This is a genomic window from Larkinella bovis (genome assembly GCF_042655385.1).
In the GTDB taxonomy this organism is placed as follows: domain Bacteria; phylum Bacteroidota; class Bacteroidia; order Cytophagales; family Spirosomataceae; genus Larkinella; species Larkinella bovis.
Genome location: NZ_JBHSMA010000023.1, coordinates 1 through 13,014, shown reverse-complemented (window position 1 = coordinate 13,014; position 13,014 = coordinate 1). Strand labels below are relative to the sequence as shown.

The following is a 13,014-nucleotide window of genomic DNA, read 5'->3' as shown; positions in this document are numbered from 1 at the left end:
TTAAAGGAATATTTACTTTAAGCAAAGATAAAAAGGATATAAAAGAAGAAGCCAAAGTAATTATACCAGAGCTTGAAAAATTAGATTATTGGTTTGAAAGTAGCTATTATGGATCTATAAAATAAAAAGTTCAGCTTGCACACTTTCTAGTCTTTTATTGGCTACCTCAATAAATTGCGGATTTATTTCAAAAGCAATAAAGTCGCGTTTGTTGGCTACTGCGCTTACACACTCGCTACCAGAGCCAGCAAAAGGTATTAAGATTAAATTACCAGGATTTGAGAAGTGTTTCACTAGTCTATCACAGATAGCAAGGGGTTTCTGTGTTGGATGAGCAACTTTCTCATTCTCAAACCTTTTCCCTGCAAGTACAGGTATATTCCAAACATCTCCGGCTTGCTTTCCTTCTGGATTAGGAGTCCATACTTTGCCGTTTTTTATTATTTGATTTTTAAGACGTTCAATGCTTTTATAAGGTTCTCTAATTGTATGGTATGTGTAAATATCAGATTTTGAGAACCACAGTAGCGGCTCATAATTAGCGGCTAATGTGTTCTTATATCCAGAAAATCCATTTTCATAAAACCAAATAATTTGCCTTCTATATTTGAGTTCTCTCTCATACAAATGACATTGTATATAGCATTGATAGTGATGAATACCATACACAAATAATGAGCCTGTTGGTTTCAACTTTGGCAAACAAGCATCAATCCATAATTTAGACCAAGCGATATATTCGCTTACTTTTTTCCATTTATCACTTTCATTACCAAAATCTTTACCTACATTATAAGGTGGATCAGCAATAATTAAATCAACGCTTTCATCATCTAGGCGTTGCACCATTTCTATACAGTCTCCTAAGTGGATTTTATTGATTTCCATATTTTATTTAATCTTTTGAAAGATTAAGACGTTTTGATGGTGAACGTTTGGAACAAATGAGAATGGATAGCCGTAAGGGTAGATACTCTTAAATTTTTGGTGTAAAATGCGAATGCCTTTAAGAGCAAAATTCCCCTTATTTTCTATTGCTCTCGCTATGTCAGCATGAAAGAGATGGTATTTTTCTTTCTTGCGAAAATCGCTAACAATAACACATAAGTATTTCCTTGATTTTAAAATTCTAGCAGAGCGATCGAAAATATCAGAAAGAATTTCTAAAAATTCCTCATAACCTTCTATATTCCCTAAGTCTTTTTCGTCTGTACTGTATTTTATATCAAGATCAAACTCTACTCTATTTTGCTTTACCTTATGATCCACAGTTTCCAATATATTCCAATAGGGAGGGCTTGTAATGATGAAATCAAACATTTCATCGTCGAAACTATCAATAGCATCCCTACAATCAGCATTTATAGCGTGTTGCAAATTTTTGTAAGGAAGATCAAAAGGCACTTCGATATTAATACGTTCCTGTATAAGAGAATGGTACTTTGGATTAAGTTCTATGCCATAACCCTCTCGTCCTTCGAATGCACAAGCTTTCAAGGTTGATCCTACGCCAACAAATGGATCAAGTACTTTTCCGCCCTCTTTTGTGAAGTAACGAATAAGCTTGGCCACATCTTGAAATGAGAAAGGGGCGGGGTGTAACCTTTCTATTTGTGCGTCTTTACTACCCGCTCCAAGACCTTTTTGCGTGAATACGGTTACTGTCTCGGAAAGCCATTCTTTAGAAGTGAGATCGTTAAGTTTGTTTCCTACCTCGAAAGTTGTCTCTTCATCAACAATATATAATGCGCTGGCCTTCTGCACATTACCTGTAGAGCTAAATAATGCCACTTTATCCCACTTATCAATTAACCTCTTGGGAATCTTATATTTATGACGATCATGATAGAACCGCTCTAACACGGCTTTTGCCTGTTCATTCAAGGCAATATCACTTATTGGCTCGTAATCTCTACGGTTTTTCTTGTAGAAATAACATCTGCCGTTGTTCTCAAATAGTTTTACCTGCTTCATTACAGCAAAGTTAAAAAATTCCAAATCGGAATAACGTATTGATGCTTTTTATACCTCTATCATTTAATTACTCGTCTGTATTCTGTTGCATTTTTTTAGGTTTGGGGTTGTATGTCGGAATGGTCGCTTTCTGTGTTTATTTTCATAACATAAGATTCATTATGCAACAATAACGGGAAAGTACAACGTTGGGCTAAATCCTATCAAACAGCCCAACGTTGTACTTTCCCGGTTTAAGGCCTATTCATTTAAAGAGTCTATGGCTTTCAAAACAGCAGGCAGATCATTGTCTAGAATATGAGCAGGCATGTTAAAAGCAATTTCCTTAAATGCCGCCTTCCAATCTTGTTCATCTCCATACTGAATCAATACTGTGGTTGCACGTAGCATCCCTCCAGGGGATTTTGCCCAATTTACAGTGCCTTTGAAAATCCGGTAGTACGTGTTAGGCCCGTGACCACTCTTTATTAATTTGTGGCTCCATTCTTCATAAACAGGAGATTTCATACGAATACGTTTTTGATTAAAGATGACTAGATCCGTAATAGCGCCAAATAGCGCTTCTTTAGCCCATACTTCGATTGTTTTTTTCAGAGTGGCTTAACTTTCTTATAACTAGTCCCTTACAACCGTCTAATTAGAGCCATATTATCAATGTAATCGATATTTAGCTTTACTAAGGTTTGCTCGGCAACTAGTGCCCAAGGGGCCTATATATTTCATCCGATCATGTCTTTGACAATCAGAGTTAGGAGCTTTCATCATCGGAAATCTTGCCAGCTTCACTGCTATGCCTGCTTTGCTTGGGGCATCAATTCAGTACAATATTTGGAAGCGATCTGGTTCATCCCGGTATTGCACCCTTACAAATGAACCTAAATACCCTAAAAACGCAACTTATATTCTGTTTCTAAAATGTAAATTTAACGAAACATAAAAGCAAGATAATGAAACATAATGCTATCAATGTCGCATAGTAAGTCCAAATAAGAAAATACACAGATAAGGGACACAAAAGTGCCTTTAAAGGGATGTTTATGCACCTTTAAAGGCGCATAAAAAAAACCTAAAAGGAAAAAGAAATAGAAAAGAAAGGAAAAAGAAATAGAAAAGAAAGAAAAAAGAAATAATAAAGGAATTTGATTTTGTTTAAAACAGAACTTAAACAAAACTAATTATGATTCAATTTTATCATTAACAATAACCTATCATTAAAGAATACTAGAGGTAACTCTTTGTATATAAGATATTTAAAGTATTTTATGTAAAAATTTATTTACATAAAAATAGATAAATGTAAATAAATTTTTACATAAAAAGATACTTTACACTATCTATTACAATACTCGTATTGTAATAGACTGACGAAATTTCTGCTTAAAACTTGTTTTTGACAGAGGGAATTCACGAGCCAAGTCGTTTTCATACCATGCAGTAAGCGTTTGCTAACTTTTGGTAAGTATTTGCTAACAATTGGTAAGCGTTTGTAAACATTTGTTGCACTTCTGGGAAACATCTGTACGCATTTGAGTGCATATACCTGTATTTAATTGTATATACTTGTATAGAGTAGGTAAAATAACTCTTACGCAAAAAAAATAGCTAATAGCAAATTAATTGCACTTTTTTTTACTTACTTTGTTAAATGCAAAAAGGACCCCGCCACAGAGTCCTTTTGCAAACTTTAACTAAAATAGAAAGCAATGAAAACAAAGAAAATTCACTCAGTCCAGCGCGGCTGGTCACAATTGCAAAAATTGCAATTTGTTTCAACGTTCGTCAATGCGTTAAGGCTTATCTGGGACTTGGTACGCTCCTTTGGCCTTACCGGTGGTCTCGAACATCAATTAAGGTAATCAAGTTCGCGCATCTTTTTGATACTGAGCCATCTACCTACATAGAATGGCTCAGTATCTACTGCGCAAATATACTGATTATTTTAATTTACAAACACCTTTAATGCTTGAATCCTCACGGTTTGTGCTTCCTGTAAAGGTTGATTTTAGAGTAAATCTTCAAGCGTTAAGCCATCTGGATGAGTTATTGACTGGGTTGATTGATCAACCGGGTTATCCATATGCTTGACTTGCAAAATGACTTGGGCCTGCGCCTGAACAGCTAGATAGTTAGCCTGTAATTCGTTAGTATTTACTGCTGTGAATGAGCGAATGGGTTGTGCCCTCGATTCATCCGCGACAAAGACACGCCGAAACTCCGTTACATTCCCTTCAGCAATTAACCCGGCAAACTCACCGGGCTGAAACCGCATAACCACCGACGCTTCCAACCGATCCCGCTGCTGCACGTTCTCGCTGCGGCCATAGCTGGTCCGGTCGCCGTGGCTCATTGAGCGGCCTTCGAAGGCCTGATCATACTTGCCAAAGAGTTTGCTCACCCGCTCGGCGGTTTTAGGATTGGTGGTACGCCCAAAAAACTGGTTGGACAGGTTGCTGATGATCATTTCAGCCACCGACGCCCCTAACGTGCCTTCCATCTGAGCGATATCCTGCACCGCATACACGGTGGCCACTTTGTTATCGCGGGCCGTGGCTGGAATCTGCTGAAAGTTGGGAATGAATAGCGTCGGAGCTTCATCCAGAATGACGACACTGGGAATGCGTCCCCGCTGATTCATCCGTTTCAGGGCTGTAGAAACGATGAGCGATAGTAAAGGGGAGAAAGTACTACTTAGGGTGGGATCGTTGCCCAGAACCAACATTCCGGGCTTTTCCGGGCTATTCAGATCGAGCGGTACATCATCCCCCGAGAGTATCCAGAAGATTTCCGGGCTGTTGAGTACCGATAGGTAGTTTTGGATCGTGGCAAATACTCCGGCCAGCTGATTTTCACTACCCGCTCCGCTGCTGACCGAGGCAATGATCCCGCGCGTTTGCTCATCCTGGCTCAGCGTCCGGATCAAGTCGGTCGGACTTCCGGCCAGCAGTAGGCTCACGGCATGGGGCAGGCTGCACTGCTCAGGGTGACGCTGACGTAGATACCAGATAGCCCCCGTTAACAGCACTTCCGCCGATTGAATCCAGAAGCTGCGGGCCTGACTGGCCTGGTAGTCCAGATTGGCCAGCACCGTCACGGCGGCATCGCGGGCAAAACTGGCAGAAGTCAGCAGCTCGGCCCGAATGGGATTGATCCGGTGGCTGCGGCTCAGATCGGTGAAGTTGATAAAATAAGGGGTTACCGGGCTACCTTGGTAACTGCCAGCTACTTCCTGCGCCAGGGTGGGAAACTTGAAGTCATACACAATGCCGGCCATGCCCTGGGCTCCGGCCTGGTGGATGATGGGTTCAATGATGCTTTTACTCTTGCCGCTTCCGGCTCCCCCAGCCACGAAAACGCCCCGGTACGGATTGGCTACCTGAATCGGTCCATTTTGGGTGGCCAGCGTGAAGCCGGGCAGGGCTTCCCCATCCGGTTCTACTGGTGCGGACTGCCTGCCCTGAATGTACCGCCAAAGTCGATAAATCCCGTAGGCGACCGCCCCCCAGAAGACCCAGTCAAATAAGCCCGATTCGATCAGCCCGTAAAAAACCGTGTACACCAGCCCGATTCGAAACCACAGGTAATTCAGCAGGACAGTCTGCTCATACAAATCCCGCTCTCGGGGGTAGAGCAGCCGAATCACAGGCCGCAGGATCACCCCCAGTCCGATCCACTGGAGCCCGCCCATCAACATGGCGGTGACCAAGCCCAGCAGCATACACACGCCGACGGGAATCAGCACATCACTAAAAAAACTGATGACGAATATGGAATGGAACATACTGATTTACTTTAAAGTCTCAACCCTCGCTTTTTTTGGGGCTCGGGCGGTTTTTGGGCCAATTCCAATAGTTTCCGGATCTTTTCCCCACGCTCCTGCTCAGTTGGATTAACTGCCGCCATGCGCGGGGCCGCTACCTCCGGTTTAATGCTGGGGGCTACGGGCTTCGTTTGCTCAGGCTGCACCCTGGGGGCTTGCTCCAGCTTGCGTTTGGCCGCGCGTTCAATCGCCTGTTGCTGCTGCTGGCGGGCCCGGTGCCGCAGATCCACCCGGTCTTCTTTGTCACCGTGGGCCATCGTATTGGCGTAGGCAAATGTTTCCGTCAGGGGCCTTTGGTAACCAAATTGCCTATCGTAGACCTGCTCGGCCAGCGTCTTAAAGGCGCTGCGGTCAAAGCCCCCCTGCACCGCTCCCCGCTGGGTTCCCCGGTGGTTGGTCACCGGACTGAGTTTGAGCGGATTCTTTCGGCTGATTTCTCCGCTCTGCTTCCGCGCCTGGTAGCGGGCCAGATTTTCCGTGCGGCTGACCAGCACGTGAACGTGCATCTGGTCGCCCGCTTTGGCCTGGCCACGCGGCACGTCTCCCAACTGCACCGGGCGGTCCTTGTGGTTGTAGTGCCGGGTGTGCTCGATCTTGGCGTACCAGACCAGATCCCGGCTCTCTATCCCCTTTCCAAAATGGCCCGCGTAAGCTTCCATCATCGACCGGGTGTACGCTTGCAATTGGCTCGGATCGTTGCCCAAATGCCGGAGCTCGGATTGACTGGGACTGAACACGACCTGGTAGAACTTGGCTTCTTCCTTACCTAGATTTCGCTTGTTACCGTCCAGGTCATCGATGACCGGACGGACCGGTAGATCCTGCCGGGTTTGGTCGAACCACTGGCCGGGCTGTTCTTTCTCCAGGTATTCGGCCAGGCCCCGGCAACTGCCGCCACTTCCGGCACTAACTTTGGCTACCACCCGGATTCTTTTTTAAGTTGTCCAGAGCTTCTCGGGCTTTGCGTCGGCGCTCCTGGTCGTTCTCCCAGGCCGTTAAAAATTCGGGTCGGACCAACTCGGGCCGCAGGGCCGTACCCAGTTGCCGCAGCAGCATCATGGCAAACGTACTATGCAGTTCCTTCACCGTATCCTTCAGGCCGTAGAGTTCATCGGCGACCTGGGTCATCTCGTCACTCATGGGTTTGAGGATATCCTTCTCCTGCTGGCGGATAAACGATACCAGCCGCTTGTCCAAAGCCTTAATGGCCTCGGTGGGATGTTCCGCTTTGGGGTTGCGGGGATCAGCTTTGGTAGCCTTGAAAAAGCGGATCATCGCTTCCAGGAGCCCTTTATTAGTCAATCCGTAGCCGTCGGCCATCCGTTCAAATTCGGTAAACAGGGCGGGTGAAAGGGCGACCTGTTTGTCTCTGATCTTCTCTTTTTCCATAGAATCAAGGTCATTCAAGACACATTTACAGATAAATAGTACTGATTGTCAATGATTTTAGTAAAAAATACAGGTTATATCGGAATTGATGCTAAGGTAGTTAACAAAATAAAAACATCCAAATGTGTTTTAACTAATTGATTTAGTGTTAGTTATATTTTCTTAATGGCCCTGCGGGCGAGTGGTGAACAGTATAGCGCAGCGTAAAATACTGTTCCCGCTCGCTTCTAAAAAGAACGCTCCGCTATAGCTCCCTCCCCGCTTTGTTTTTTTGTTCTTTTCTGTTTTGGCATTTTTTGGTTGGACTCGTTTACGCCCTAAATGAAAAAAGGGCGGGCTGAAAAACTATTGTAGTAGGAAATTTTCTATTATAGTTAATTACTATATGGTGTACTTTCGAATAAACCGACAAATACCCCCACTCAGCAGAAGAATAAACCGACAAATACCCCCACTCAGCAGAAGAATAAACCGACAAATACCCCCGATTTTTCAGGCAAATAATTTACAAGTCTGTTTTTTATTTTTATTTTCGGCCTGTATTCTGACGAAAAGGGGCAAAACAAGATTTGTAAGGATGGAAGATAAGCGAAGCACTCAGTTAGTGTTACCCCTCGGCCTGACCTATGAGCCGAAACATAAGGACTTAGTTAAACAGCATTGGAATGTAACGTTTGCCCGGCAGGGACGTATGAGCGTTACAGCTAAACGGATCATGGCCCGTGTTATTGACCAGATCCGGGACGATGATTTCAAGCTGCGGCCTTACTATCAGTTTCGTATCGTTGATATTATCACTGATGCCGGTATAACGAAGGAAACAGCTTACAAAGAAGTTCAGGGGGCATTACGTGAACTGTTGGCCGCTATATGGGAATTTGAGAGCATAGATAGGTCGGAATGGTTCGCCCGGCACCTACTTGACTCGACAAAGGAAAGGGCTGTAGGGTACAAAGACGGAATTATTACAGTACTGCTTAACCCACAACTAGAGCCGTATTTTGTCCAGATCGCCCACTATTCGACCTATCAGCTTAACAATTATATGGGTCTCAAAAGCTGGTACTCGATGCGCTTCTTTGAAATCCTGTCGGCCTTCCGTGATACGGGCGTATGGTGTCCGACGGTTGAACAGTACCGACAACTTATGGACTGCTCCGAGGAGAAAGACAAGCGGGGCAAGGTCAAGCGAGACAAAGACGGAAACGCTAAAATGAAGTACCCCGATACAAGGGACTTAATCAACCGTACAATCACTGAGCCGTTAGAAGAATTGGCCAGTACGAACTTGGCGTTTAACTTTGAGCCGGTATACGAAGCTGAACGCCTGACAAGAGGGCGTAAAAAAATAACCGGCTTTAAATTCATTCTTAAACGTAAGCAGGACGGCAAAATACCGGAGTACTGGCTACAGAATAGGATGGTGGCTCAGGTAGTGGCCAACCTGCGGGCCTGGAAAATAACAGATAAAAATATCGCCCTATATCTGGAAGATATAGGCACCAAAGCGGCTAATAAGCTGGTGTACGATTGGCAGCTAAAAGAAAATACAGACGACCGGATTAATGACCGAACTAAATATTGTAATGCCGTATTTGTTAGAATTGGTAAGGCTATTCAGGAACGCCTTAAGTCTGAAATTCAAGAGTCTATAGGAAATATTTAGGTTAGTAATTGCACCTAATTACTAGTGTATAATTAGGTGCAATTACTAACCTAAATTATACTTCTTTTTCTCTTTTTGTATCTTCTCCTCTATAGCCTCGAGTATCCAATCTTGAAGTGAAACTGCAAGCTTCGGACTTGTCGGTTTACGTGGTCGTTTCGCTCGTAACTGGTCAACTTCTGCCAGTTGGCTAGACATGATCTTTATATTGAAGTTCTTGATTTGCTCCGGCTCTGGCAGCTGTGCTTTACCGACAGTTGAACTACCTCTGTTTATGATTTGCTCTATTTTCTTTTCCTGCTCTTTACTTGTTTGCTGCTCAGAAGGGATGGCAACGGCTGTCTTCTTTGGGGGTCCTGATACGGCCATAACAGTTATTTTTTAATGCCTGTAACATGAGTAAATAATGCTTCTACTTCAAAAACAGCCTTTTCATCAGTAGGCATCATTTCAAAGACTGATAACCCTTTGCTGGCTGCTGTTGCAAAAGCTTTGCGGTTGATAATAGGGTAATCAACAAAATTTAATTCTTCGTTATCCTTTAAAACCTCCGTTGCTTCATTATTGTCGGCTCCGCGTGTGTCTGCTTTGTTTAGAAAAGAATAAACCTGTAGTGGCATGGATCGGCTTCCCTGAATCTCGCTCAGCAAGGCTTGCACTTTAGAGAGCGTCCAAATCTCGTAGCTACGGGGAGCGAATGGAATCAAATACACATCAGACACAAAAAGTGCAGCTCGTTGGCTGGCCGTGTCGCGTCCTCCAGTATCAATAACAATGTGATCATACTTAGGCCGTAATTGTTCGATTTGTCGGCGAACGGTTGGGCCGTTAAGCTGCACAAGGGTATATCCTAGCTGGCCTTTCTTAGTCTCCTCACGCCAGGCTGTAAAATCGCTGGCGCTCTCTTGCTCATCAGCGTCCACTAATAAAACATCTGCCCCCTTCTTCGATAACCATACAGCAAGATTAGTTGATATAGTTGTCTTTCCTGTACCGCCTTTAATACCTCCTATAGTAAATACCATGTTGGTTATTAAACATCTACGTTAATTTCACAAGTGCATTAAAACACCCAAAATCGCACCTGTATTTAGGTGCAAAAGCTAGTGATCACTGTAAATCTACTAATATAAAACCGTTTAAAAACATGATATACAAAATATTCCTAAATGGAATACTGAGTAAAGTATTTAAATATTGCAATATGGAATAATCCGATACCGACGATGGATTTTTCAGAATACAGGCAATTTCATTTTAAAATCACTGAAAAGTTAGTCAAAGCAAGAGAGGAAGCGGGGCTTACTCAAAATGCTGTTGCTCAGACTGGCATTCTCAGCCAAAGTGAAATTTCTAAAATTGAGAATGGTCAGAGGTATATAGACTTTATAACGCTAATACTCCTGGCCAAGCTCTACGGAAAAGATGTAAACTATTTTGTTCCCCCTGAAAATTAATGGGCGTTCTGCGATTTCCTAACCCTGGCTCAGATATAAGAAGATTTGCCGCAGTATTAAGGACGATCTACAAAAGCATAGGAGAAGACAAAGTATTCACTCATGATGATGGCAAAGATGCCATGATACATAGTGGTCATGCTTCTTCTTCGGGGGCTATTGGGGAAGAAGCTATCAGAAGATCAACGCGACAAAACCGCTCACTCGATCCACTTTACAATCAGCATAAAATGTATTCTGAGCTTTATAGAATGCTCGGATGGTATGAACCGGCTGAGATGAATACCAAGTTCAAATTGACAGATTTAAGCTATTATGTTGATTGTTCAGAAAACGACCCAAACATTGAAAAAGGATTAATAGAAGAAGGATTAATAGGCATATGCTTTCCAAACTTCTTAGTAAATAATAGAGGTGGCAACCAATTAAGATATTTTTACTTTTTGCTGTTCATGATGGAGCAGCTTGGCGGCTTAATGTACAGAGATGAGATTATATTAAGCATTCATACTTTGATGAATGATAGGCCGCTAGACGATGCTCTAAAAAGTCAAATAAATTTAGTTAATACGCTAAGGGGCAGCCTTAAAAATGTTGATGAAGGAATGCAGAATTTAATGCATTCTTCGGGTATCAAAACAAATACATTAATGAACTATACAAGGTTTCCTCTAGGAGCATTGCAGTTCACGGGATGGGCTAAACCTGTATTAAACAGAAATTTATATGGCCAAGCAGTAAGGTGCTATCAGCTAACAGATTATGGCAGGGCAAAGCTTGACATATTACGCTCTTTGAGGGACATAAGATATAATGACATTAGTGAATACGATTATAAAGTACAAGCAGCATTTACCCTGCTGTCTAATTATGCCTTCCTAAAAAGGGCAGGGTTCAATATTGAAGACGAAGAAGTTAAAAAAGTCATTACACGAGCAAAAGAAATTTGTAAAAATGTTTTAGAAAATCTCGGCGTGTTTGACACGAATACCATATTGTATTCACCAATTCAACAAGGGCCACAAGAATTGTATAAGGCTGCTTTTACGCTATACGATGAATTAAAGGCATGAAAAGGCTAAGCGTCAATCCCTTAAGTCACGTTGCTCCCACAATATGGGATGAACTTCTAACAGGAGGAATACCAAACAGCAAAGCGTCTGCACTTCAGATTATTCAACAAAATCTTATAACTGCTGACCAAAAAACATTTTATCCTTTAACTGTCAAGGTTTTAATGTCGCTCGGTTATAATGCGATAGAAGGCAATCATGGAGATACAAGTAATAGAGTAGACGCTTTTATAAAAGATGCATCATACTCTATTCCTATAGAAATTAAATCTCCTACTGAGGTGCTGAATATCAATATAAAATCTGTTCAGCAAGCTGTAGAAAACAAAGTAATTCTTCTGTCAAGACAATTTTACCCAACCACATTAGAAACATCGTCTTTGGCAATCGGGTATCTATATCCAGAAGAACGTAGCGGAGTTTATGAACTTATCGATGACGTTAAATACACTTACGGGTTCAATATTGGAATAATAACTTTACACGATTTGATTGTTGCATTATGGGAGAGAGACTTTGAAGCAACAGTTTTTAATAAAAGCCGTATTACAAATCTAAAAGGGAAATATATATGAAGCGGCTTTCTTTAGAAAGTAGTCAATCTAAACGCAGAGGTTTAATAGATAAAAGCGTTAAAAGTCTCCATATAATTCAGGATTTAAAGGGTAGTAGTATAATAAAAGTAGATGGCGTTTCCATCTCTCCAACTTGCTTAAATTGTGTTGATACACCATGCAAAGAATTTAAGACGAGTGAAATTTTACCCAATGTTCTAAATGGTATGCCTGCAAATCCTTCAACAAAGGTTTGTCCTGTAAACGCCATTTTCGAGGACAAATCAACTGGCTTCCCTGTGATTGATCCTGAAACCTGTTTTGGTTGTGGTTTATGTTTTAACCGATGTCCTTATGGAGCTATTAGTTTGGAGGTTGGCAGAAAAGCTAAGATTTTACACGGTGATTCTGAGATTGTTAAGTTCGCAGAAGTAGACTCACTAGCTGAATTAAGCACAACTTATGAACTGAGAGTTAGCCAAAATAGGATTGTAACTGAAAACATACCTAAAGACGGATTAACAACTATTTACAAGGAAATATTAAGAATTAGGACTTTAAATCAAAGCTTTGAAAATCTTTTTACAAGAAACGTTTTACTCTGTTTGGGCATAAACGCTAAAATCAAAAATATTGGCAATAATGATATTCGTATAGACCTGATAGGTAAGCAAGGAGAGAACATAATAGCTGCGTCAATAGACCTAGTAGGAAGTGATACACTTAATATTCCTCGTTATTTACTTGACGCTATCGCAGTACTACATTCGCGTCATAATATTGATAGAAAAAGTATAATACCTATGGTTATAGTAGGCAGTTACCCAAACAAGCGTTCGGATTTCTTTGAGATGCTTGGAGATATAAAAGATGTAACTGGCTTTGAAACAAAAACTTTTTCACTTCATTTTCTAATTATAATGATGCTTCTTAATAAAGCTTTAAACTTTGATGAGATTAAAGGAATATTTACTTTAAGCAAAGATAAAAAGGATATAAAAGAAGAAGCCAAAGTAATTATACCAGAGCTTGAAAAATTAGATTATTGGTTTGAAAGTAGCTATTATGGATCTATAAAATAAAA

13 protein-coding genes are annotated in these 13,014 nt (G+C 41.8%); 5 read left to right on the top strand and 8 right to left on the bottom strand.

Annotated features, from left to right (window positions below; translation table 11 throughout):
• Window positions 1-114: 114 nt before the first annotated feature.
• The 6 genes from ACFPMF_RS27805 to ACFPMF_RS27780 all read right to left on the bottom strand — a co-directional run bounded on the left by ACFPMF_RS27805 (window position 115) and on the right by ACFPMF_RS27780 (window position 7,180).
• Entirely contained in the window at window positions 115-888 is a 774-nt protein-coding gene (locus ACFPMF_RS27805) for a DNA-methyltransferase (protein WP_379851419.1), read from the bottom strand.
• A gap of 3 nt (window positions 889-891) precedes the next feature.
• The gene (locus ACFPMF_RS27800) at window positions 892-1,974 is read right to left on the bottom strand and encodes a DNA methyltransferase (protein WP_379851417.1); all 1,083 of its coding nucleotides are present in this window, start codon (window positions 1,972-1,974) and stop codon (window positions 892-894) included.
• A gap of 240 nt (window positions 1,975-2,214) precedes the next feature.
• Complete coding sequence (locus tag ACFPMF_RS27795) at window positions 2,215-2,481, bottom strand: hypothetical protein (RefSeq protein WP_379851415.1); 267 nt, start codon at window positions 2,479-2,481, stop codon at window positions 2,215-2,217.
• A 1,495-nt stretch (window positions 2,482-3,976) separates the two neighbouring features.
• Window positions 3,977-5,752, bottom strand: coding sequence for a type IV secretory system conjugative DNA transfer family protein (locus tag ACFPMF_RS27790; protein WP_379851413.1), 1,776 nt, complete (start codon window positions 5,750-5,752; stop codon window positions 3,977-3,979).
• 11 nt (window positions 5,753-5,763) lie between these two features.
• Window positions 5,764-6,714, bottom strand: coding sequence for a DUF5712 family protein (locus ACFPMF_RS27785; RefSeq protein ID WP_379851411.1), 951 nt, complete (start codon window positions 6,712-6,714; stop codon window positions 5,764-5,766).
• Entirely contained in the window at window positions 6,698-7,180 is a 483-nt protein-coding gene (locus ACFPMF_RS27780) for a BfmA/BtgA family mobilization protein (protein WP_379851408.1), read from the bottom strand. Before ACFPMF_RS27780 ends, ACFPMF_RS27785 begins: the two co-directional genes overlap by 17 nt.
• A gap of 577 nt (window positions 7,181-7,757) precedes the next feature.
• Here ACFPMF_RS27780 and ACFPMF_RS27775 point away from each other — a divergent pair.
• Window positions 7,758-8,846, top strand: coding sequence for a replication initiation protein (locus ACFPMF_RS27775; protein ID WP_379851406.1), 1,089 nt, complete (start codon window positions 7,758-7,760; stop codon window positions 8,844-8,846).
• A 45-nt stretch (window positions 8,847-8,891) separates the two neighbouring features.
• Here ACFPMF_RS27775 and ACFPMF_RS27770 read toward each other — a convergent pair whose 3' ends face one another.
• On the bottom strand, window positions 8,892-9,215 hold the full coding sequence (locus tag ACFPMF_RS27770; protein ID WP_379851404.1) for a hypothetical protein: 324 nt from the start codon (window positions 9,213-9,215) through the stop codon (window positions 8,892-8,894).
• 5 nt (window positions 9,216-9,220) lie between these two features.
• The gene (locus tag ACFPMF_RS27765) at window positions 9,221-9,871 is read right to left on the bottom strand and encodes an AAA family ATPase (protein WP_379851402.1); all 651 of its coding nucleotides are present in this window, start codon (window positions 9,869-9,871) and stop codon (window positions 9,221-9,223) included.
• Window positions 9,872-10,072: 201 nt separating this feature from the next.
• Between ACFPMF_RS27765 and ACFPMF_RS27760 the strand changes: the two genes are divergently transcribed.
• From ACFPMF_RS27760 to ACFPMF_RS27745, 4 genes are read left to right on the top strand one after another with little or no spacing between them, the layout of a single operon-like run.
• Window positions 10,073-10,303 carry a helix-turn-helix domain-containing protein gene (locus tag ACFPMF_RS27760; RefSeq protein ID WP_379851400.1) on the top strand — a complete coding sequence of 77 codons (231 nt, stop codon included), beginning with the start codon at window positions 10,073-10,075 and terminating at the stop codon, window positions 10,301-10,303.
• The gene (locus ACFPMF_RS27755) at window positions 10,303-11,376 is read left to right on the top strand and encodes a hypothetical protein (protein WP_379851398.1); all 1,074 of its coding nucleotides are present in this window, start codon (window positions 10,303-10,305) and stop codon (window positions 11,374-11,376) included. Before ACFPMF_RS27760 ends, ACFPMF_RS27755 begins: the two co-directional genes overlap by 1 nt.
• A complete protein-coding gene (locus ACFPMF_RS27750) occupies window positions 11,373-11,951 on the top strand; it encodes a hypothetical protein (protein ID WP_379851396.1) in 579 nt (192 codons plus the stop codon). The genes ACFPMF_RS27755 and ACFPMF_RS27750 overlap by 4 nt, the downstream gene beginning before the upstream one ends.
• Window positions 11,948-13,012, top strand: coding sequence for a 4Fe-4S dicluster domain-containing protein (locus ACFPMF_RS27745; protein ID WP_379851394.1), 1,065 nt, complete (start codon window positions 11,948-11,950; stop codon window positions 13,010-13,012). The genes ACFPMF_RS27750 and ACFPMF_RS27745 overlap by 4 nt, the downstream gene beginning before the upstream one ends.
• Window positions 13,013-13,014: the final 2 nt, after the last annotated feature.